This window comes from Pacificitalea manganoxidans (assembly GCF_002504165.1).
GTDB classification, from domain to species: Bacteria; Pseudomonadota; Alphaproteobacteria; order Rhodobacterales; family Rhodobacteraceae; genus Pacificitalea; species Pacificitalea manganoxidans.
This window is the reverse complement of sequence record NZ_CP021404.1, coordinates 1,942,828-1,962,890: the sequence shown is the minus strand read 5'-3', so window position 1 is coordinate 1,962,890 and position 20,063 is coordinate 1,942,828. Positions and strand designations below refer to the sequence as shown.

The following is a 20,063-nucleotide window of genomic DNA, read 5'->3' as shown; positions in this document are numbered from 1 at the left end:
ACATGAAAAAGCAGGCCCGAAGGCCCGCTTTCCATACTCTATATGCGGTCTGATGCGATACACAGTCTGACACGCTGCGGCGGTCAGGGTTCGGGCCGCTCCGCGCGACCGGGCGCTAGTCCTCGGTCAGCGCATCATCTGCGCTGCCGTCGAATTCTAGCCCATGCGCGGCGCGGATTTTGTCTTCGATCTCCGTCGCCATCGCTTTGTTTTCCTTGAGGAAGGTCTTGGCGTTCTCACGCCCCTGCCCGATCCTCTCATCACCATAGGAGAACCACGCCCCGGATTTGTCGACCACACCGGCCTTCACCCCCAGATCCAGCAGTTCGCCGGTCTTGGAAATCCCTTCGCCATACATGATGTCGAATTCGACCTGTTTGAACGGCGGAGCGACCTTATTCTTGACGACCTTCACGCGGGTGGCGTTGCCGACCACTTCGTCACGGTCCTTGATCGCGCCGATGCGGCGGATGTCGAGCCGGACGGAGGAGTAGAATTTCAAGGCGTTGCCGCCGGTCGTCGTCTCCGGGCTGCCGAACATGACGCCGATCTTCATCCGGATCTGGTTGATGAAGATGACCATGCAGTTGGAACGGCTGATGGAGCCGGTGAGCTTGCGCATGGCTTGGCTCATCAGGCGCGCATGCACGCCGACGGAGCTGTCGCCCATCTCGCCTTCAAGTTCGGATTTCGGCGTCAGGGCCGCGACCGAATCGACGACGACAAGGCTGACCGCGCCCGACCGCACCAGCGTATCGGTGATCTCCAGCGCCTGCTCGCCCGTGTCGGGCTGCGAAATCAGCAGTTCGTCCAGATCGACGCCCAGCTTCTTGGCATATTGCGGGTCGAGCGCATGTTCGGCGTCGACAAACGCGCAAACGCCGCCTTTTTTCTGCTCTTCGGCCACGCAATGCAGCGTCAGCGTCGTCTTACCGGAGCTTTCGGGGCCATAGATCTCGATGATCCGGCCCTTGGGCAGCCCGCCGATACCGAGCGCGATATCGAGCCCGAGCGAGCCGGTCGATGTGGATGCGATCTCGGAGACGGGGTTGTTCGCCCCGAGCTTCATGATCGAGCCCTTGCCGAACTGACGTTCGATCTGGGACAGCGCGCTGTCGAGGGCTTTCTGTTTGTCGGAACTACGCTTGTCTACCATATCCAGAAGGTTCGCCGTTGCCATTTCCGCATCCTTATTTCACACGCCGCTTGTCGCGACAATGACTGCTTTTGTTCGCCTCTTGTTCACAGCATATGAGGACAAAGTGAGAACAAATCAAGTAGATTAATGCACAGATCCCGCAAAGCGCCCCGAACCCGTCTGCACAGACCGCCGCTGGCCGAGATGCGCCCCAAGCGCGCGCGCTGTTGAGCATTGTCCCGGCACGGTTAATATTCGGTATACGGAAGACCGGGGGTGCCGCTTCGCCGCTGCAAGGCAGGCAAGGTCGCGCTCCGACCGGCAGAGAGGCAGGCAGGCATGATGATCTTCTGGCAGGCGCGGCTGGCGGTGCTGGCGGTGCCAAAGACCGGGACGCAGGCGCTCGAATCCGCGCTCGGCCCCCGGGCGGATATGGTGATCCGCCATCCGCCAGGGCTCAAACACCTGCGCGTGCGCGGCTTTCAACAGAAAATCGCGCCGCTCTTCGCCGATGACGGGCGCCCGCCATTGCAGACAATGGCGCTGATCCGCGAACCCCGCGACTGGCTGGGCAGCTGGTATCGCTACCGCGCGCGCCCGGCGCTCGACGGGAAAGCCAACAGCACAAAGGGCATGAGCTTTGCCGATTTCGTGACCGCCTATCTGTCCGAGGATCAGCCCGCCCCGGCGCGGGTGGGGCGACAGTCGAAATTCCTGCGCGCGGGCGGCCAGCCGATCGGCGTCGATCATCTTTTTGCCTATGAGCGCTTCGATCAGGCGATCAGCTTCCTCGAAACCCAACTAGGGCAGGAGATCGCCCTGCCCGCGCGCAATGTTTCCCCCCCGCGTCCGCTGGATCTGCCAGCTGGGGTCGAAACCCGGCTGGCAGAGGCGCTGGAGGAGGATGTCGCGCTGCACCAGATGGTGCTCGATGCAGGAGGGGCATGGCATGGTTGATATGGACGATCCGCATCACGACGGGCCTGATGAGGCCGACGGAGACAGCTTTGCTCTGCTTGATTTCGCGCTGACACCCGCCCCCGCGCGGCAGGTCGCGCAGGCATTCGCGGCGAGCCTTGCCCCTGTGGCGGACGCGTCGGGGTCCGATGCGGCGCCTGGCGGGCTGTCCCGGCTTTGGACGCGGCTGCGCGGGGCGCGCGCGCCTGTGCCGGACCCCGTGCAAGAGACGCTCGCCGTTCATCCCGATGAGATGATCCCCGATGGCCCGATGGCCCGCCTGTCGCTGGTTCCGCCCGCAGAGGGCGCGCACGGGCTGGGACCGGTCCGTCTGTCCGGCCCGCTTGGCCCCGGCGCATATACGTTGATCGAGCGGCGGCTGCCCCCCGGTGACCCCCATGATGCATGGGCAAAGCTGAGCGCCGCGCTTGGCCCGGCGGAGCTGTTCTGCTTTCGCTATAGCGGACAAACCCATCCGGGCGCGGATTTCCGCTTTCGTGTGCTGACAGGGGGCCGGGCCACCCGCGACGTGCGCGCCCGCAGCCCCGAAGGCGTCAGCGTCGAGGCCCCGTGGCAAGGCCACGACACCGGCATGCCGCACCCGTTCGAGGCCGAAAGCCTGCCGCCCCCCGGCGCCGCGCCGATGACCTTGATGAATGCCGGGCGACTTGCCTCGATCCTGACGGCGATGGGGCTGGCACCGGAGGACATGTTCTACGATGTCGCGCTGCGCCGTGACATGCTGGTTTTGGCGGATATGCCGGGCGGTCTGCCGCTGGACGCGGTGCTGGCCCGCGCGGGGCAAGGGCCTCTGCGCCGCCCTTCGGACCCTGCGCCTGCCGTCGCACCCGTCCCTGATGATACGTCGACCTTTGCCGTCACGCCGTTGGATGCGCCCCAAACCCCCGCTGCCGATCCGGCTCTGCCCGCCTCTTCTGAAAGCTGGGAGGATGAAGTGACCGCAATCCTTGTCGCGGCGGTCGAGGCCGGTCTGCCGGAGGAAGAACAGGTGCCGTGGCTCGATCAACTGACCGGGCAGTTGAATTCCGGCGACATCGACGGCGCCCTGACCCGCGCGGCCGAGCTTATCCGTCATGGCGACCGCCCGGCGGAGCAACGCATCGCTGCCGCTGCCCGACTGGCGGCGCTGTTCGAGGCGCGAAACGATGGCGCTCCGCTCAGCTGACCGCAGGCTCTAGGCAATGGCGCCGCGCTCCCGTAAAGATGGGCCAAACACTGAGGAGTTTCCGCCATGTCCACATTCGACGACCGCGAGAAGGCGTTCGAGAACAAGTTCGCCCATGACGCCGAGATGCAGTTCAAGGCCGAGGCCCGCCGCAACAAGCTGCTGGGTCTGTGGGCCGCCGATCTGCTGGGCAAAAGCGGCGATGACGCCACCGCCTATGCCCGCGACGTGATCCGCGCCGATTTCGAAGAAGCCGGCGACGAAGATGTCTACCGCAAGGTCAAGGCCGATCTGGGTGACAAAACCGACGAAACCACCCTGCGCAGCAAGATGGTCGAGTTGATGGCCCGCGCCAAGGCACAGCTTCTCGAAGAGAACTGAGCCCGCATCACCGCGAGGTAAATCGGAGCGCGGCAGGACAGCTTGCCGCGCTCCGGCTCATGATCGTTATGACCAATATGAATTTGCCTCGGGCGAGCGTCCGTGGCAGAGGGGCGGGATCATTTTGCAACCCTCCCCCGTGCGCGGCACGCGGGAGTTCTCGTGTCCGTCGGCCGGCGCGCCGCTGAACCGGCCGACCGTGACCGACCAGAAAGGCGCCCCATGACCGATGCCCTGACCCGCCTGCTCGAAACCCGCGACTGGCTGCTGACCGACGGGGCCACCGGGACCACCCTGTTCAATATGGGTCTGCAATCGGGCGACGCGCCCGAATTGTGGAACGTCGATCACCCCGACCGCATCACCGCGCTTTACAAAGGCGCGATCGACGCAGGTTCTGACATCTTCCTGACCAACACCTTCGGTGGCACCGCCGCACGGCTGAAGCTGCACGATGCGCAGGACCGCGTTCGCGAGTTGAACCGCCTTGGCGCCGCTATCGGGCGCGAGATCGCGGATAAGCAGGACCGCACCGTCATCGTCGCGGGCTCGATGGGTCCGACGGGCGAGATCATGGCCCCGATGGGTCCGCTCACCCATGCCAGCGCTGTCGAGATGTTCCACGAACAGGCCGAAGGTCTGAAAGAAGGCGGCGCAGACGTGCTTTGGGTCGAAACGATCAGCGCGCCCGAGGAATACGCTGCCGCCGCCGAAGCCGCGAAACTGGCAGGCATGCCTTGGGCCGGGACGATGAGCTTCGACACTGCCGGGCGCACGATGATGGGGCTGACCTCCTCGGATATGGTGGCGATGGTCGATAAGCTCGATCATAAGCCGGTGGCCTTCGGCGCCAATTGCGGCGTCGGCGCGTCCGACCTGCTGCGCACCGTGCTGGGCTTCTCCGCGCAGGCACCGGATCTGCCGGTGGTGGCCAAGGGCAACGCGGGCATCCCGAAATATGTCGACGGCCACATCCATTATAACGGCACGCCGGAACTGATGGCGGAATATGCCTGCATGGCGCGGGACAGCGGTGCGCGGATCATCGGCGGCTGCTGCGGCACGACGCCCGAACATCTGTCGGCCATGCGTGCCGCGCTGGAGGCGCATACCCCCGGCGCGCGTCCGACGCTGGAACATATCGCCGACCGGCTTGGCGGATTCTCCTCGCCCAGCGACGGCACCGAGCCCGGCGCCGGGGGCGAAGCTCCGGCCCGCCGTCGCCGTCGTCGCGGCTGATCCGGCACCGGGTCACAGTGATGTCGCCGCGCGCGTTTTCTCCTCACGCCGGGCCACGGGCCCAGTGTCACACCCTGCGTCGCGCCCTGTATCGGGGCGTGGCGCACGCGCGCGCGCGTGGCTCAGAACAGGCTCAGCTGGTCGCCTTGGCGCGGCGGCACCCGGAATTTAGCGCAATCGAGCGGCGGCAGCGCGGTCGCCAGACCCAGACGCTTCACCGCCAAATCGAACCGCGCCGCCAGCAGCTTGGCGAACGGCCCTTCGCCGCGCATCCGTTTGCCCCAGTCCGGGTCGTAATCGCGCCCGCCATGCATCTCGCGGACGCGGGCCATCACCCGCGCCGCGCGGTCGGGGCGCGCGTCGGCCAGCCAGTCCTGAAACAGCCCGCTGACCTCCCGTGGGAGCCGCAGCACGATGTAGGACGCCGCCTGCGCGCCCGCATCCCGCGCGGCCTCCAAAATCGGCTCCAGCTCGTGATCGGTCAGCGCCGGGATCATGGGCGAGGCCATGACACGCACCGGAATTCCCGCAGCGCTCAGCCGTTCGATGCTGCGCAGGCGGCGGGCGGGCGCGGGCACGCGCGGCTCCATTGCGCGCGACAGCGCCGGGTCGAGCGTGGTCACGGAAATGCCCACCCGCACCAGATTGTCGGCGGCCAGGTCGCGCAGAATGTCGATGTCGCGCTCGATCAGCGTGCCCTTGGTCACGATGGTGACCGGATGGCGAAACTCGGCCAGAACCTCCAGACAGCCGCGCATGATGGCGCGCTCCCCCTCGATCGGCTGATAGGGATCGGTATTGGTGCCAAAGGCCAGCGGCGCGACCTGATAGCGCTTCGCCGACAGTTCCCGTGCCAGTTGCTCCGGCGCGGCGGGACGGGCGATCAGCCGGGTTTCGAAATCCAGCCCCGGCGACAGGCCCAGAAAGGCATGGGTCGGACGGGCAAAGCAATAGATGCAGCCATGTTCGCAGCCGCGATAGGGATTGACCGACCGGTCGAACCCCACATCGGGCGAGGTGTTGCGCGTGATCACCCGGCGCGGGCGCTCTACGGCAACTTCGGTGCGCAGGGGCGGCAGGTCTTCGTCCCGGTCCCAGCCGTCATGGATCGCGACGCGGGTCTGCGGCTCGAACCGGCCGACGTCGTTGCTGGTGGCCGCGCGTCCGCGGCGGCGGTCCTTGTCGATCTCGCGCTGATCCATGCGACAGCCCTCCGCGCTTGGCGTCGAATGCGGGTGGCGCGCCCGCCGCGCCGCTCCGCCCACCGCCCGATGCGGCGGTCCGTCAAATTAGAACGAAATGAGAACACGCTGCAAGCCCCGCTTGCCATCGCGTGAGAAAACCCCACCATTCCCGCCGCGGCGCAGGCCCAGCCCGCCGCCCGGCCCGATCAACGGAGACGCCCAAATGTCCGACGAAGAAGACGATCTGATCCTGTCCGAACTGCCCGATGATGAACTTGTCCCGCAGATGATGGACGACCTCTACGACGGCATGAAGGACGAGATCGCGGAAGCGGTGAACATCCTGCTGGAGCGCGGCTGGGAGCCCTATCGCATCCTGACCGAAGCGCTCGTCGCGGGCATGACCATCGTCGGCAACGATTTCCGCGATGGCATCCTGTTCGTGCCCGAAGTGCTGCTGGCCGCAGGCGCGATGAAGGAAGGCATGAACATCCTCAAGCCGCTTCTGGCCGAAACCGGCGCGCCGAAGATGGGCAAGATGGTGATCGGCACCGTCAAGGGCGACATCCACGACATTGGCAAGAACCTCGTCGCCATGATGATGGAGGGCGCAGGCTTCGATATTGTCGATCTGGGCATCAACAACCCGGTGGAGAATTACCTCGACACCGCGCGGGCAGAGGATGCCGATATCGTCGGCATGTCCGCCCTGCTGACCACGACCATGCCCTATATGAAGGTCGTGATCGACACGATGAAGGAGCAAGGCATCCGCGACGATTACATCGTGCTGGTCGGCGGCGCGCCGCTGAACGAGGAATTTGGCCGCGCGATCGGGGCCGACGCCTATTGCCGCGATGCCGCCGTGGCCGTGGAAACGGCGAAGGAGTTCATCGCGCGGAAGCACAATCAGGCCCGCGCCTGACCCTTAGGCCCTCATGCCGGGGCCGGTGGCGCAGGCGCGCTGCCCGGCCCCCATCCCTCGGTGGTCCCGCACTGCCACCTGCACCCCAATACAGCAATCCGGGCAAACGGCGTCGGCGGGTAGCGGCCCGCTCCGACACCATTGCTCGGGCGAAAGCCGGCCGGTTCCGGCGACAGGTGCCTGTGATGCCTTGATCGCCGCGCGCATCTGCCCACATTGGTGATATGGAACACGCACCCCTCATTCCGTTTCTTCTGCTGCTGGGACTGGTGATCACCGCCGCCGGTCTGACGCTGCTGGCCGTATCGCAACTGGGCCCGTCGGCCCTGCCTGCCCTGATGGGCGGCGCGCTGGGGCTGGCCTTGGTGCTGCGGTTGGCGTGGCGGCGTGGCCGCTGAGCAATGGCGGACCTCGGCCCTGATCCCGGCTCCGGCCCCAGCGGCCTGCGCGACAGTGCCCCGGAAGCTGCGCCCGATGCTCTTGCCGATGCCGCACCCGACGACGCGCATCTGACTCGGCATGGCATGGCGTCTGATCCGGCAGCGGACCGGGCGCGCGTTCTGGTGATTGCCTGCGGGGCGCTGGCCCATGAAATCCTTGCGCTGAAGCGCGCCAATGGCTGGGATCACCTGGCGCTGACCTGCCTGCCCGCGATCCTGCATAACCACCCCGACCGCATCACGCCTGCCGTGCGCGACGCCGTCACCCGCCACCGCGCCCATTATGAGCGGATCTTCGTGGCCTATGCCGATTGCGGCACTGGCGGCACGCTCCAGACCGCCTGCGCCGAGATGGGGGTGGAGATGATCGCCGGGCCGCATTGCTACGCCTTTTTCGACGGGCTCGACCGCTTTGCCGCGCGGGACGAAATCGACGCGTTCTACCTGACGGATTTCCTTGCCCGGCAGTTCGATGCGTTCGTGTGGGAGCCGCTGGGCCTCGACCGTCATCCGCAGCTGCGGGACATGTATTTCGGCCATTACCGCACGCTGGTCTATCTGGCGCAGACGGACGACCCGGCACTGGACCGCCACGCGCAGGACTGCGCCCGGCGGCTGGGGCTGGCCTATGAGCGGCGCGCGACCGGCTACGGGGATCTGGCGACAGCGCTTGCGGGGGTTTGAGCCACGCCGTCAGGCAAGTTGCGCGGCGCTGACCTCGCGGATGCGGGCAATCATGGCGCGCACGCCGTTGGACCGCTGCGCCGACAGGTGATCTTCCAACCCCAGCCGCCGCAATTGCGCCAGCGCGTCGATCTCCAGCACCTGCCCGACCCGTTCCCCGGCATAGAGCGCATGTAGGATCGCGATCAGGCCACGCACGATCATCGCATCGCTTTCTCCGGCGAAATCAAACACCGCCTCGGCGCCTTCGCCCTCAATGCGCGGATGGATCCAGACCTGACTGGCGCAGCCATCGACCTTGGTCGCGGGCACTTTCAGGGCGTCGTCGAGCGGCGGAAAATCGCGACCCATCTCGATCACATGGCGATAGCGGTCCTCCCAGTCGTCCAGAAACTCGAAGGTTTCGACAATCTCTTCGAACGCTGCGCTGGCCATGTCGGACCCCCTGTTGCCGCTGACGATACTCTGCCTGCGAGACCTAAGCGCCACGCCCGCGAAGGTCCAGCCCGCGAAGGGTTTTCAACGCCCCCGCACTGGGCTATTCCGGGGATCAAAGACGAGGGACGGGACATGACCAAGACGATGCTGGCGGGTCTCACCGCCGCGATGCTGCTGAGCGGATGCGCCACCGTGCGCGAAAGCCGCCTGAACCCGTTCAACTGGTTCGGCGGTCCGGAATCCACCGCCACCGAAGGGCTGACCCCGGTGTCGCTGACCCCCGTCGATGGCCGGCCCAAGGTGCAGGCCGTCACCGGGTTGAGCGCAGACCGTATGCCCGATGGCGCGATCATCACCGCGCTCGGCACCCCGACCAGCCAAGGCTGGTGGGAAACCGACCTGCTGCCCCTACCCCGCACCGCCGACATGCCCGCCGATACCCTCGTGCTGGAATTCCGCGCCTGGCCGCCGATCACCACCACCCGCGTCGGCTCCCAGCCCTCGCGCGAAGTGAGCGCCGCCACCTTCCTGTCGAACCAAGACCTCGCCGGCATCCGCCGCATCGTGGTGCAGGGCGTCGAAAATCAGGTGACGATCAGCCGCTGAGGTGGGCTGAGCCGGTTTTTCGCGGGTTGATCGACGGTCCGGCATCGGTCGTCACGGCTGTCATGTGACGGCACGGTGGTAACCGCGTTCAGCGACTGACCCGAAGCAAGCCTTCCAAGATGAGTTTTTGAAACTCCTCGCCGTAAAGTATCTGGGTGGGCACATCTGTCTCCCGTTCCAATGCGTCCATTGCATCGACCAGTTCATCCGAGGGCTCGGCTTCGGTCAACGCGAGCACCGCGCCGATGACCTGTGTCGCAAGCAACCCATCGTCAGTGCGCACTGTTCGCGTTTCGATCGCGTCGCGCAATTGTTTGACAGGTGATGCACCTGCCTTTTGTGACCAATCTTTGACTTGTACGACAATTATCCAGTTCGCACCGCCGATAGGGTTATCAAAGAGGATCTCGATATCCGCGTCCCGCTCGCTTGGCCCACCAGTCTTTTTGACTTGGGCATTTGGAAAATTGGATTGCAACGCTCTGGCAATTACCGGCTCCCATTCTGCCTTCCCGAGGTTTCGAAATAGTTCGTCTCGAAAAACATCGGTGAATGCGGAAATGACCTTTTCTTCAGCTTGGTCGATGACACGCTGAAATCGGTCAGTGGCACGGCTTTCCTCGATCAGGTCGGCTTCGTCCAGATGATCGAGAAGAAAAGCGAAATCCTCATCGCGCTTGCGTATTTCCCATGTGCGGCTGCGTGTGGTCAGTGTATGGCGAAGTCCGCTACCCACATAGTGACTGGTATTCGCGACACCGTTCTGGGTAAGCAACTCAACCTCTCGAATATGTCCGAAATCCTGAGACCCGTCAGGCAATGTCATCGGTTCGTAGCGATACGGCCCCGTGACCCGTGCTAGAGAAAACATGCGCCGCCGGGGAATGTTCGGCACAAGGATTATGTCTCCCGCTTGCCAACCGCCCGGTGCGCCAGCCATGCGATGGTGACGGTTGGCATCCTTCTGGCTTGGGTTCATTTCGGACCTGCCTTTGCTGCGAATGATCGCAAGGTCTTGGTCCGCTCTTGACCCCCAACCCTGTCGGAGACGCCCACTGCCCAATTCCGACCACATCAGGTCGGAGTATTTTCCTGACATCCGCGATGCCCAATATCTGATAGAACTCATTAATACCTCCGCGAAGTGACCTCTGACCGGGACGAGGCAAAGCTTACCTCTTTAGTAGAAGTCATCCGGTCTCAATCGTATGGGGCGAAAATATAGTATGGCAATCCGCTTCTAACGCTGTTCGTCAAAATCAATCCCCCGCAATGGGATCACCGTTGCGGGGGGTGTAACGTCATAGCTATGTATCTTAATCAGCGGAACGACACGGCCAACGACGTGACCATCCCCGCCGCGCCCTCAGCCCTGCGCCTTTTCCTCGGCCAGATCTGCCAGCGTTTCGGCGCGGGCGGCGAGGTCGGCGAAGGTTTGGGTGACCTCGGGCGGGATCACGGGCACTTCGATCTGTTCGGGCTCCGGCGCGGGGCGGTTTTCCAGTTCCGCGATGCGGGCATCGCGATTGGCCAGCGCCGCTTCCAGCTCGGTCACCTTGTCTTCCGAGGCGGCGGTGCGATCGGCCAGCATCAGCCCGGCCATCAGCAGCATCCGCGCTTCGGGAATGCGACCGATCTGATCCACCAGAACGGCGGCTTCACGGTCGAGCATCCCGGCGGCGGAATGCAGATAGCTTTCCTCGCCCTCCTGACAGGCCACCTGAAACGTGCGACCGCCGATGTGAATATCCACGTCAGGCATGCGACTGCTCCTCAATCAGGGGGCCCAGAGCGGCGATCAGCTCATCCAGTTCGGCCCGGTCGGCGGCCTGCGTCGCGCGCAGGCGGTTTTCCTCGGCCTCCAGCTGCGCGATGCGGGCGTGCTGCTTGTCCTTCAGCGCCTTTAGCGCGGCGATCCGCTCGCGCAGTTGCGCGTTGGCGGTGTGTTCGGTTTCCAGCGCCTGCCGCAGCGTGTGGATCTCCTCCTCGGCGGCGCGCAGCATCTCCTGCTGTTCCTCCGAAGGGCCGGTTTCCACGCTGAACCCGGCAACCGCTTGGGTGATCCGGTCCATCGCCGCGGTGATGCGATTTTCGAAATCGGAAAATTCCGTCATCGAAGCCTTTCCTGCTCTCTCCCCCGGATTGGTCCGGGTGTCTCTGCCGCCCGTCTTTTCCCAACCCGGGCCGCAACCGCAAGGCCGAATCGGACAGCACGCCGATCTTGTCGAGTGTAGCCAATGGGGTCGGGGAATGCGCCCCCCTTTGCCGGGCGTCACGGGTGCGCCACGGTTTTCCGCCGTCAGGCCGGTTTGCACGCGGGCTACGGCTTGAACTTCGCGGTGCCGCTGCTATCACGCCTCAACTCGATTACCCGCAGGAAGGACGCTCCCCGTGAAAGACATCGTCGCCTATAACGACATTCACGCCGATCACTGGTCGCGGGCGGCCGCGATCCGCACGCTGACCCTCGATGCCGTGGCCGCGGCCAATTCCGGCCATTCCGGCATGCCGATGGGCATGGCCGATGTCGCCACGGTGCTGTTCGAAAAGCACCTGAAATTCGATGCCAAGTCGCCCGACTGGTTCGACCGCGACCGCTTCATCCTGTCGGCGGGCCACGGCTCCATGCTGCTTTATGCGCTCCTGCACCTCACCGGCTACGAAGACATGACGCTGGAGCAGGTGAAAAACTTCCGCCAGCTGGGCGCGATCACCGCAGGCCACCCCGAATACGGCCACGCCAAGGGGATCGAGGTCACGACCGGCCCGCTGGGTCAGGGCATCGCCACCTCCGTCGGCTTTGCCATCGCCGAGGAATCCCTGCGCGCGCGCTGGGGCCGCAAGGTCGTGGATCACCACACCTATGTCATCGCCGGGGACGGCTGCCTGATGGAAGGCGTCAGCCAAGAGGCCATCGCGATGGCGGGCCACATGAAGCTGGGCCGCCTGATCGTGCTGTGGGATGACAATGGCATCACTATCGATGGCAAGGTCGAGATTTCCGACAGCACCGAGCAGAAGTTGCGCTTCAAGGCATCGGGTTGGGAAGTGATCGAGATCGACGGCCACGATCCGGAGGCGATCGACGCCGCGCTGACCCGCGCCAAGGCCAGCAAGCGCCCCTCGATGATCGCCTGCAAGACGCATATCGCGCTGGGATCTTCGGCGCAGGACACGTCCAAGGGCCATGGCGCGCTGACCGATGCGCAGCTGATTACCGACACCAAGGCGGCCTATCGCTGGGTCAACGGCCCGTTCGAGATCCCCGCCGAGATCAAGCAGCAGTGGGAAGCCATCGGAACCCGCGGCGCCGCCGACCGCGAAGCATGGGAGGCCCGCGTGGCCGACCTGTCCGAGCGCAAGCAGGCCGAACTGGCCCGCATCATCGCCGGTGAGCCGCCGAAGAAACTTGCCGCCACCATCCGGGCGCTGAAAAAGCAGGTTGCCGAAACCCAGCCCAAGGTCGCGACGCGCAAAGCCTCGGAAATGGTGCTTGAGGTGGTCAACCCGGTGATGACCGAGACCATCGGCGGCTCTGCCGACCTGACCGGCTCGAACAACACCAAGACCGCCGATATGGGCGTGTTCTCCCCCGAGGATCGTAAAGGCCGTTACATCCATTACGGCATCCGCGAACACGGCATGGCCGCTGCGATGAACGGCATTGCCCTGCATGGGGGCACCTATCCCTATGGCGGCACGTTCATGTGCTTTACCGATTACGCGCGCCCGGCGATGCGTCTGTCGGCGCTGATGGGTGTGGGCGTGGGCTATGTCATGACCCATGACAGCATCGGTCTGGGCGAAGACGGCCCGACCCACCAGCCGGTCGAGCATCTGGCCATGCTGCGCGCCACGCCGAACACGCTGGTGTTCCGCCCCGCCGATGTGACGGAAACCGCCGAAGCCTGGGAAATCGCGCTGACCGCCAAGGACCGGCCCTCCGTGCTGGCGCTGAGCCGTCAGAACCTCCCCACCGTGCGCACCGAGTTCAAGACCAAGAACCTCACCGCGCAGGGGGCCTATGTTCTGGCCGAGGCCGAGGGCAAGCGTCAGGTGATCCTGATGGCCTCGGGCTCCGAGGTGGAAATTGCGATGGCCGCACGCGCCGCGTTGCAGGAAAAAGGCATCGGCACCCGTGTCGTGTCCGTGCCCTGCATGGAACTGTTCCGCCAGCAGGACGAAGCCTATCGCCGCCGCGTCCTCCCCGCCGGTCCGGTTCGCGTCGCGGTCGAGGCCGCCGTGCGTCAGCCGTGGGATGCGTTCCTGCTGGGTGAGCGCGGGCGCGAGCAGAAAGCGGCCTTTGTCGGCATGGACAGCTTCGGCGCGTCTGCTCCGGCGGAGGTTCTCTACGAGCATTTCGGCATCACCGCCGCCAAAGTGGCCGAAGCCGCCGAAGCGCTGCTTTAAGCCCAAGGCAATCTTGGATCTATGCGGAAAAGCGGGCCTACGGGCCCGCTTTTTTCATGTCACACCCGATGATCGGCACCGACTGGTCCGCCTGCGATCACATGACGAAGGGTGGTTTGCCCGTCTCCGCGCACAGGGGCGGCGACGGGGACGGGCAGCATGTTGGCGAGGTTACGCGCCCGGCATAGCCATTTTGCGGCTCACATGACCGGACGGCGCGTGAAGTTCGTCTGCGACGAACACGAACCCATACCGTTCATAGAAGGGCCGACCGATTTCGTTGTCGCGGAAGACCTCCACGGACAGCGGGCCTTTGAGTGAGACCGCGTGGTCCACCAATGCGCGGCCATGGCCCTGCCCGTGCAACGCCGGATCGAGGAATAATCCGCCGATTTCATTGCCGATAAGTGCGATGAAGCCCGCGACGTTCCCGTCGCTCTCCAGAACGTAGGTTTCGGCGTTGGGCAGATAGACGTTTCGCATCGCCTGATGCACCTCGGCGACGAAGTCTTTGGACAGGAACGGATGGGCCAGCGCATTCGCGCGCAGCCAAACGTCGATCACCGCTTCGATGTCTCCGTGGCGGTAGGGGCGGATCGCAAGTGGAGTGTTCATTGGCTGTGGTCCTTTTAACGTTGGTTGAGTTGCGCGCGCACTGACGTGATCCCCAGCCGCGTCACGCGGTAAGGGCGTCCGTTTTGCGAGCGGATGAAGCGGCGTCGTTTCAGCCGCTGGAACAGGTCGAGCGTGCAGTCCGTCAGGACGTGCCCCTCGCGTGTCACACAGGTGACTTCGCGGATCTTGCCCTTGTCGCACCGGTCATAGTGGATAGCCCCGCCAAGGGCGAGTTCGTGCAGAACACGCTGTTCGTGCCGTGATATATTCAATGGATTGTCTCGATTTCATGAGAGCACAGAAACAGGCTCACTCAGCGATGCGCGTGAGTGTCCTTGATGTTTCAGCTGCTCCTGAAGCCTACCGGCTTGGAAAGGTCAGGAGCGGGCGTTGGCCCGGGGCTCTTGCATAAAATCTCCATCGCATGAGGCCATTCGCGTCATGCTGATTGCGACTTAGGCACGCCGTGGCCTCAGAGCAAGTCAGGTTTGCTAGATCAGTTGCTGTGTTTCGTCTGCGCCACAGTCCGTTGTCAGCTCAAGCCCCCGCCGCCCCTGCCGCAGCCGCTACTCCGCCACTGGCGCGATGCGGTGCGCTTGGTCGAGCAGATCGCCTAACGACGCTTGCAGCACCGCGCCCAGTTCCGCAAACCAGTCTTCCTGCATGCCGCCCGTGGCACGGCGCAGCAGCGCCAGCGTGCGCCGTGGTTCAGGCGCGCTGAACCGGCGCAGGCGCAGCGCGGGCGCGCCCGCCAATTCGGACCGCACGGCGATTTCCGGCAACAGCGTCAGCCCGAACCCTTCGGCCACCAGCCCGCACAGAGTCGCCAGCGACGAGGCGCCAAGGTCGACGCGCCGCCGGGTCGGGTCCAGAGAACAGGCAGCGATGGCCTGATCGGCAAGACAATGCCCCTCGTCCAGCAGCAACAGTTGATCGGCACCCAGTTCGGTCGGGCGCAGATCCTCCGCCGCCGGTCCCAACCGCTCCAGCCGCGCCGCAGACCCGGCCAGAACGAACCGGTCCTCACAAAGCGGGATCGCCTCCAGTGCGCCGGTATCCACGGGTAGCGCCAGAACGGCGGCGTCAAGCGCCCCGGCCTCCAGCCCCGCCAGCAACTGCGCGGTCTGAGCCTCGCGCACCCGGATTTCCAGCGTCAGATCGCGCGCCCTCAGCCGGGTCAGCGCCACAGGCAACAGGTAGGGGGCAACCGTGGGGATCACGCCCAGCTTCAACTCCCCCATCAGGCCGCGCGCGCGGCGGGGCACGGCCTCCAGTTCCGCCATCTCGGCCAGCACATGGCTGGCGCGGCGCAGCACCTCGCGCCCGATCCGGGTCAGACGCACCTCGCGCGGCAGACGTTCGATCAGGGGCGCGCCCAGACGGTCCTCCAATTCGCGGATCTGCATCGACAGGGCGGGCTGCGAAATGTTCACCGCCGCGGCGGCCCGGCCAAAGCTGCCCTCGCGTGCGAGCGCCTCGAAATAACGCAACTGGCGCAATGTCAGGCTCATCAGCAAAACCTTATGCAGTTTCGAAGTATTTCCGATTTTTAATTATTACAGAGTTCCGCCATAGTCACCCTCAATCGCACTCGAGGGAGATACCCATGACGAAAGATCGCCTCACAACATCGGCTGGCGCGCCGGTTCCGTCCAACAACACGTCGGCCACCGCAGGTCCGCGCGGCCCGGTGATGCTGGAAGATTACCAGCTGGTCGAAAAGCTGGCCCACCAGAACCGTGAGCGCATCCCCGAGCGTGTCGTTCACGCCAAGGGCTGGGGCGCCGAGGGCACGTTCACCGTGACCCACGACATCACCAAATACACCTGTGCCAAGATCTTCTCTCAGGTCGGCAACACCTGTGACATCCTTTCGCGCTGGTCCACCGTGGCGGGCGAACTGGGCGCTGCGGATGCCGAGCGCGACGTGCGCGGCTTCTCGATCAAGTTCTATACCGAAGAAGGCAACTGGGACGTCGTGGGCAACAACACGCCCATCTTCTTTGTCCGCGATGCGTTCAAGTTCCCCGACTTCATCCGCACCCAGAAGCGTCACCCCAAGACCAACCTCCGCTCCCCCGAAGCGATGTTCGATTTCTGGGCCGCGCAGCCTGAATCCGTGCATCAGGTCACGATCCTGATGTCCGATCGCGGCATCCCGGTGAACCCGATGCACATGCACGGCTACGGCTCGCACACCTATTCCATGTGGAATGCGCAAGGCGGGCGTCACTGGGTGAAGTTCCACTTCCGCTGCCAGCAGGAGATCAAGAACTACTCCAACGGCGAAGCGGAAAAGCTCATCGGCTCGACCCGCGAAAGCTATCAGGAAGATCTCTACAACGCGATCGACGAAGGCCAATTCCCGAAATGGGAACTGAACATTCAGGTCATGCCCGAAGAGCAGGCCAACGATGTCGATTTCAACCCGTTCGACCTGACCAAAGTCTGGCCGCATGATCAGTTCCCGCTGATCCCCGTCGGTATGCTGGAGTTCAACAAGAACCCCGAGAACTACTTCCAGATGGTTGAAAACGCAGCGTTCTCGCCGTCGAACAAGATCCCGGGTATCGGCTTCAGCCCCGATAAGATGCTGCAGGCGCGGGTGTTCTCCTATGCCGACGCGCATCGCTACCGGCTGGGCACCCATTACGAAGCCCTGCCCGCCAACGCGCCCAAGGCCGCGAAGCTGAATCATTACCACAAGGACGGCTCGATGCGGTTCTTCACTAATGATTTCGGCAACCCGGACGCCTATTACGAGCCCAACCAGTATGGCGGGCCCGTGGCCGATCCGTCCGTAAAGGAACCGCCGCTGAAGATCTCCGGCGACATGGATCGGTATGAGCAGGTCGAAACGGACGCCGATTACGTGCAGCCGCGCAAGCTCTACACCGAAGTGCTCGACGCTGCGCAGCGGGATCGTCTGCATAAGAACATGGCCGCAGCCTTCGGCCCCTGTTCGCAGCCGGTGAAAGAGCGTTGGCTGGCCGTGCTGGAGAAGGTGCACCCCGATTACGCAGCAGGCGTGCGCGCCGCTGATGAGGCCGGTGATACCGACGTCAACGCCATCCCGGTGAGCGACGACACGCCGGTCGACAGCAACGACTGATCGGTGCAGGGGGCCCGTTCGTGGTCCCCTCCGCCACACACATCCTCGGGGCGCCCGGTTATCCGGACGCCCCTTTTTCTTAGGATATTAGCGACTTACGCCCTGCCGCATCCCGCGCCTAGCGTGGTGCGCCTGCAGACACCCCTGCAGCGCGGCAGACACGGTCCCGCCGCGCAGGCCCTGCCCGCCCAAGTAGAAAATTGTGAATTGCGTCAGAGAGGTATCCCCTCTATCTCTACCGGGCCTAAATCCCTAGACAGAAACGACCCACCGCAGACATGCTTGCCCCTCCCCATCCCCAGCAAACCCAACGGCTCGCGTCGCTCAGCGAGTTGCAGGTGCTCGATACCGACCGCGAGGAGGAATTCGACGAGCTGGTGACGCTGGCGGCGGCGATCTGCGAAACACCCGTGGCTTTGGTCAGCTTCGTCGATGCCGATCGGCAATGGTTCAAGGCCGAAACCGGACTTGGCCTGCGGGAAACGACGCTCGATCAGTCGATCTGCGCCCATACGATCCTAGAAGACGATTTTCTTGAGATCGAAGATACCGCCACCGATCCGCGCACCATTGATAATCCGCTGGTCTGCGCAGGGCCGCAATTCCGGTTCTATGCCGGCGCGGTGATGCGGGGCGATGACGGCCTGCCGCTTGGGTCGTTTTGCGTGTTGGATTACACCCCGCGCAAGCTCACCGACACGCAGCGCAAAGCCTTGCGTGCCTTGGCCAGACAGGTCACGCGCATGCTGGAGCTGCGGCGCGGCGTGATCGAGGCCGAAACCCTGCGCCAAGAGGTCGATCACCGGGTAAAGAACTCGTTGCAGACCGTCGCCGCCCTCACCCGCCTACAGGCCCGCGCCGCCAAGGGGGAGGAGGCCAAAGCCCTGCTCGCCGTGGTCGAACGCCGTATCGGGACCGTTGCGGCCCTGCATGAGGAAATGTATCGCACCGGGGCTGGCGGACGCATTAACCTGCGCACCTATCTGAACAATGTCGGCCAGTTGATCGACGGGGCGCGCCCGCCCAACATTCGGCTGCATATCGAACCCGAGCCGATGAAGGTCACATCGCGGCAGGCCTCCGCCTTGGCGGTGATCGTCAACGAATTCGCGACCAATTCCTTCAAGCACGCCTTCCCGAATGGCGAGCCCGGAGAAATCCGGGTCATTACAGAATTGGACGACGACGGCACCGCGCGGCTTGTGTGTTCGGACAATGGCGCGGGGCTGAAGCCTGACAGCAACGGGCATAATTCGCTGGGATTGCGGATTATCGACGCGTCCGCCTCACAAATCGGCGGCTCGGCGGAGATGCTCGACGGCGATCCGGGGCTTGTGACCCGGATCACCTTTCCGCTGAATATGGGCAGCTGAGGCTAGCCGATCATGCCTGCGCCGGGGCCATAGGTGTCTTGGTAATGGCGGGCAAGCCGGTCGAGCGCGATGCGCAGCACGATTTTGCCTGACCGCGCCGACCAGCCCATGCGCTGTTCCGCCACTTCCAGCCCATCCAGAAAACAGCAGCAGCGCAGCGCCACGTCGCCCAGGCCCGGCCCCAGATCGGCCAAGGCCCGTGCCACCCGGCTTCGGGCCGCTTGGCTGCCCTGCCCGCCCGTGTCCCCGCTAAAGCCACCGCGGCTGCCCGCCGTCAGGAACCGATCCCAGTTCTGCGTCACGCGTGGCCCCATCTGCGCCAGTTCGAAATCCTCGCGCAGCCGTTCGGCGGCGCTGACCTGCTCGGGGCTCAGGAACGGACGGCCCTGTTTGTCGCGCCGCCGCGCCAGCGCCACAACCGGGCTTTCGGCCATGTTGTAGCGCACACGCTTGCGCTGCGCGCCGCCGTCCGGATCGGGCATGTCACGGTGCGTCATGTCCCGGTGCTGCGCGGCGAACGGCGCCTGCGCCTCGGCAAACCCATCCGCGTCCGCGCCAGCCGCGCCGCGCCCGTCCTGCGCCAACAGCCGTTTGAGCGCCGCGCGCCCCGCCGGGGTAATCCGGTAGCTCGCGACCCGGCCCGGTTTGCTGCACACGATCCATTCCTTCAGCGCGAAAGCCTGCGCCACCTGCCGCGTCACGACCGCGGTGCGCATCGTGCGTCCATCCTCCAACGCCCGCATCACGGCGGCTTTTTCCATATCCTGCGCGACCGCAAGGAACGCGCCGCTTTCCAACAATCGTCGCAGGATACGACGCGCCTCGCGCATCACGGTGGCATCGTCGCATAACAGAGAAGACGGGGTGAACTGCGCGGTCATGGGGCCGGGCTCCTTATCGCTGGAACACACATCCGGTCGACCTGACACCTGCCCCAAACGGGCAAGGGCCTCATCGACCAACGGGTCATCGCGACGCTGCTCATACCGCCTGATCTGACGCAGGATGGTCGAGGCATGACAGCCAGTATCCCGCGCGACGGCGCGGATCGGCAAACCTGACTCGGTATGGCGCACATAGTGCCAAGCACTGTCCGGGATCCAGCCGGGCAATTCGACATTCTGGCTCATTGTCACCCCCTGACACCTGCACCAATGCGGATCTTTCGCAGGAACGACAGCGCGGGCGGTGCCGGACTTGAGAAAGGGCCATCAACCTTGGGTAGCATTGGTTACCAAATAGATAAAGTCGCGATGGGAGGTCATCATTGTTGTTAATATGAAAACAAACGTCATCACGGCGCGCGCTCAAACCTGCATGCACGCAACACCCCGCAAAGCTGTGGCAGGGCTGTCTGATCGCAACGAAAGGCTGC

General features: G+C 64.5%; 21 protein-coding genes. 11 read left to right on the top strand and 10 right to left on the bottom strand.

Translation table 11 applies throughout. The annotated features are described in order from the left end of the window. Window positions 1–115: 115 nt before the first annotated feature. Complete coding sequence (gene recA, locus CBW24_RS08980; protein WP_088663768.1) at window positions 116–1,180, bottom strand: recombinase RecA; 1,065 nt, start codon at window positions 1,178–1,180, stop codon at window positions 116–118. A gap of 297 nt (window positions 1,181–1,477) precedes the next feature. Between recA and CBW24_RS08975 the strand changes: the two genes are divergently transcribed. From CBW24_RS08975 to bmt, 4 genes are all read left to right on the top strand, one after another. Next, window positions 1,478–2,095 (top strand): gamma-glutamyl kinase, encoded by a 618-nt coding sequence (locus tag CBW24_RS08975; protein WP_097373388.1) that lies wholly within the window; start codon window positions 1,478–1,480, stop codon window positions 2,093–2,095. Then, window positions 2,088–3,281 carry a hypothetical protein gene (locus tag CBW24_RS08970; protein WP_157773182.1) on the top strand — a complete coding sequence of 398 codons (1,194 nt, stop codon included), beginning with the start codon at window positions 2,088–2,090 and terminating at the stop codon, window positions 3,279–3,281. Before CBW24_RS08975 ends, CBW24_RS08970 begins: the two co-directional genes overlap by 8 nt. Window positions 3,282–3,347: 66 nt before the next feature. After that, entirely contained in the window at window positions 3,348–3,662 is a 315-nt protein-coding gene (locus CBW24_RS08965) for a DUF1476 domain-containing protein (RefSeq protein ID WP_088663771.1), read from the top strand. A gap of 222 nt (window positions 3,663–3,884) precedes the next feature. Beyond that, on the top strand, window positions 3,885–4,901 hold the full coding sequence (bmt, locus tag CBW24_RS08960) for a betaine--homocysteine S-methyltransferase (protein ID WP_097373386.1): 1,017 nt from the start codon (window positions 3,885–3,887) through the stop codon (window positions 4,899–4,901). 122 nt (window positions 4,902–5,023) lie between these two features. Here bmt and CBW24_RS08955 read toward each other — a convergent pair whose 3' ends face one another. Beyond that, a complete protein-coding gene (locus CBW24_RS08955) occupies window positions 5,024–6,103 on the bottom strand; it encodes a PA0069 family radical SAM protein (protein ID WP_088663773.1) in 1,080 nt (359 codons plus the stop codon). Window positions 6,104–6,308: 205 nt separating this feature from the next. On the opposite strand from CBW24_RS08955, the gene CBW24_RS08950 reads away from it, so the two are divergent. From CBW24_RS08950 to CBW24_RS08945, 3 genes are all read left to right on the top strand, one after another. Then, window positions 6,309–7,010: a cobalamin B12-binding domain-containing protein gene (locus CBW24_RS08950; protein WP_088663774.1), complete on the top strand. Its 702-nt coding sequence runs from the start codon at window positions 6,309–6,311 to the stop codon at window positions 7,008–7,010. Between the two features lie 224 nt (window positions 7,011–7,234). Then, window positions 7,235–7,408, top strand: a complete 174-nt coding sequence (locus CBW24_RS18370; RefSeq protein WP_157773180.1) for a hypothetical protein — start codon at window positions 7,235–7,237, stop codon at window positions 7,406–7,408. A 126-nt stretch (window positions 7,409–7,534) separates the two neighbouring features. Then, the gene (locus CBW24_RS08945; protein WP_097374181.1) at window positions 7,535–8,134 is read left to right on the top strand and encodes a DUF1638 domain-containing protein; all 600 of its coding nucleotides are present in this window, start codon (window positions 7,535–7,537) and stop codon (window positions 8,132–8,134) included. A gap of 9 nt (window positions 8,135–8,143) precedes the next feature. Here the strand turns inward: CBW24_RS08945 and CBW24_RS08940 are convergent, their stop codons facing one another. After that, on the bottom strand, window positions 8,144–8,569 hold the full coding sequence (locus CBW24_RS08940) for a SufE family protein (RefSeq protein ID WP_088663775.1): 426 nt from the start codon (window positions 8,567–8,569) through the stop codon (window positions 8,144–8,146). A gap of 135 nt (window positions 8,570–8,704) precedes the next feature. Here CBW24_RS08940 and CBW24_RS08935 point away from each other — a divergent pair, with 135 nt between their 5' ends. After that, window positions 8,705–9,178, top strand: a complete 474-nt coding sequence (locus tag CBW24_RS08935) for a hypothetical protein (RefSeq protein ID WP_088663776.1) — start codon at window positions 8,705–8,707, stop codon at window positions 9,176–9,178. Window positions 9,179–9,266: 88 nt separating this feature from the next. Here the strand turns inward: CBW24_RS08935 and CBW24_RS08930 are convergent, their stop codons facing one another. The 3 genes from CBW24_RS08930 to CBW24_RS08920 form a co-directional block, all read right to left on the bottom strand. After that, window positions 9,267–10,157 carry a restriction endonuclease gene (locus CBW24_RS08930; RefSeq protein WP_157773178.1) on the bottom strand — a complete coding sequence of 297 codons (891 nt, stop codon included), beginning with the start codon at window positions 10,155–10,157 and terminating at the stop codon, window positions 9,267–9,269. Window positions 10,158–10,544: 387 nt separating this feature from the next. Then, a complete protein-coding gene (locus CBW24_RS08925) occupies window positions 10,545–10,940 on the bottom strand; it encodes a cell division protein ZapA (protein WP_088663777.1) in 396 nt (131 codons plus the stop codon). Then, a complete protein-coding gene (locus tag CBW24_RS08920; protein WP_088663778.1) occupies window positions 10,933–11,292 on the bottom strand; it encodes a hypothetical protein in 360 nt (119 codons plus the stop codon). The genes CBW24_RS08925 and CBW24_RS08920 overlap by 8 nt, the downstream gene beginning before the upstream one ends. Before the next feature lie 277 nt (window positions 11,293–11,569). On the opposite strand from CBW24_RS08920, the gene tkt reads away from it, so the two are divergent. Next, window positions 11,570–13,588 carry a transketolase gene (gene tkt / locus CBW24_RS08915; RefSeq protein WP_232529646.1) on the top strand — a complete coding sequence of 673 codons (2,019 nt, stop codon included), beginning with the start codon at window positions 11,570–11,572 and terminating at the stop codon, window positions 13,586–13,588. A 171-nt stretch (window positions 13,589–13,759) separates the two neighbouring features. On the opposite strand, the gene CBW24_RS08910 is transcribed toward tkt, so the two are convergent. The 3 genes from CBW24_RS08910 to CBW24_RS08900 form a co-directional block, all read right to left on the bottom strand. Further along, window positions 13,760–14,203: a GNAT family N-acetyltransferase gene (locus CBW24_RS08910; protein WP_097373384.1), complete on the bottom strand. Its 444-nt coding sequence runs from the start codon at window positions 14,201–14,203 to the stop codon at window positions 13,760–13,762. Window positions 14,204–14,217: 14 nt separating this feature from the next. Continuing rightward, window positions 14,218–14,475, bottom strand: coding sequence for a YjhX family toxin (locus CBW24_RS08905; RefSeq protein WP_097373383.1), 258 nt, complete (start codon window positions 14,473–14,475; stop codon window positions 14,218–14,220). A 294-nt stretch (window positions 14,476–14,769) separates the two neighbouring features. Continuing rightward, window positions 14,770–15,714 (bottom strand): hydrogen peroxide-inducible genes activator, encoded by a 945-nt coding sequence (locus CBW24_RS08900; RefSeq protein ID WP_088663781.1) that lies wholly within the window; start codon window positions 15,712–15,714, stop codon window positions 14,770–14,772. A 95-nt stretch (window positions 15,715–15,809) separates the two neighbouring features. Here CBW24_RS08900 and CBW24_RS08895 point away from each other — a divergent pair, with 95 nt between their 5' ends. Next, window positions 15,810–17,315 (top strand): catalase, encoded by a 1,506-nt coding sequence (locus tag CBW24_RS08895; protein ID WP_097373382.1) that lies wholly within the window; start codon window positions 15,810–15,812, stop codon window positions 17,313–17,315. A gap of 278 nt (window positions 17,316–17,593) precedes the next feature. Then, window positions 17,594–18,688, top strand: a complete 1,095-nt coding sequence (locus CBW24_RS08890) for a sensor histidine kinase (protein ID WP_097373381.1) — start codon at window positions 17,594–17,596, stop codon at window positions 18,686–18,688. Window positions 18,689–18,690: 2 nt separating this feature from the next. Here CBW24_RS08890 and CBW24_RS08885 read toward each other — a convergent pair whose 3' ends face one another. Then, complete coding sequence (locus CBW24_RS08885; protein WP_097373380.1) at window positions 18,691–19,818, bottom strand: DUF6456 domain-containing protein; 1,128 nt, start codon at window positions 19,816–19,818, stop codon at window positions 18,691–18,693. Window positions 19,819–20,063 lie beyond the last annotated feature (245 nt).

Bases quoted from the DNA above. Each gene is read 5' to 3' on its own strand.
- recA (WP_088663768.1), bottom strand. From the start codon at position 1,180: ATGGCAACGGCGAACCTTCTGGATATGGTAGACAAGCGTAGTTCCGAC.
- CBW24_RS08975 (WP_097373388.1), top strand. From the start codon at position 1,478: ATGATGATCTTCTGGCAGGCGCGGCTGGCGGTGCTGGCGGTGCCAAAG.
- CBW24_RS08970 (WP_157773182.1), top strand. From the start codon at position 2,088: ATGGTTGATATGGACGATCCGCATCACGACGGGCCTGATGAGGCCGAC.
- CBW24_RS08965 (WP_088663771.1), top strand. From the start codon at position 3,348: ATGTCCACATTCGACGACCGCGAGAAGGCGTTCGAGAACAAGTTCGCC.
- bmt (WP_097373386.1), top strand. From the start codon at position 3,885: ATGACCGATGCCCTGACCCGCCTGCTCGAAACCCGCGACTGGCTGCTG.
- CBW24_RS08955 (WP_088663773.1), bottom strand. From the start codon at position 6,103: ATGGATCAGCGCGAGATCGACAAGGACCGCCGCCGCGGACGCGCGGCC.
- CBW24_RS08950 (WP_088663774.1), top strand. From the start codon at position 6,309: ATGTCCGACGAAGAAGACGATCTGATCCTGTCCGAACTGCCCGATGAT.
- CBW24_RS18370 (WP_157773180.1), top strand. From the start codon at position 7,235: ATGGAACACGCACCCCTCATTCCGTTTCTTCTGCTGCTGGGACTGGTG.
- CBW24_RS08945 (WP_097374181.1), top strand. From the start codon at position 7,535: ATGGCGTCTGATCCGGCAGCGGACCGGGCGCGCGTTCTGGTGATTGCC.
- CBW24_RS08940 (WP_088663775.1), bottom strand. From the start codon at position 8,569: ATGGCCAGCGCAGCGTTCGAAGAGATTGTCGAAACCTTCGAGTTTCTG.
- CBW24_RS08935 (WP_088663776.1), top strand. From the start codon at position 8,705: ATGACCAAGACGATGCTGGCGGGTCTCACCGCCGCGATGCTGCTGAGC.
- CBW24_RS08930 (WP_157773178.1), bottom strand. From the start codon at position 10,157: ATGAACCCAAGCCAGAAGGATGCCAACCGTCACCATCGCATGGCTGGC.
- CBW24_RS08925 (WP_088663777.1), bottom strand. From the start codon at position 10,940: ATGCCTGACGTGGATATTCACATCGGCGGTCGCACGTTTCAGGTGGCC.
- CBW24_RS08920 (WP_088663778.1), bottom strand. From the start codon at position 11,292: ATGACGGAATTTTCCGATTTCGAAAATCGCATCACCGCGGCGATGGAC.
- CBW24_RS08910 (WP_097373384.1), bottom strand. From the start codon at position 14,203: ATGAACACTCCACTTGCGATCCGCCCCTACCGCCACGGAGACATCGAA.
- CBW24_RS08900 (WP_088663781.1), bottom strand. From the start codon at position 15,714: ATGAGCCTGACATTGCGCCAGTTGCGTTATTTCGAGGCGCTCGCACGC.
- CBW24_RS08895 (WP_097373382.1), top strand. From the start codon at position 15,810: ATGACGAAAGATCGCCTCACAACATCGGCTGGCGCGCCGGTTCCGTCC.
- CBW24_RS08890 (WP_097373381.1), top strand. From the start codon at position 17,594: ATGCTTGCCCCTCCCCATCCCCAGCAAACCCAACGGCTCGCGTCGCTC.
- CBW24_RS08885 (WP_097373380.1), bottom strand. From the start codon at position 19,818: ATGAGCCAGAATGTCGAATTGCCCGGCTGGATCCCGGACAGTGCTTGG.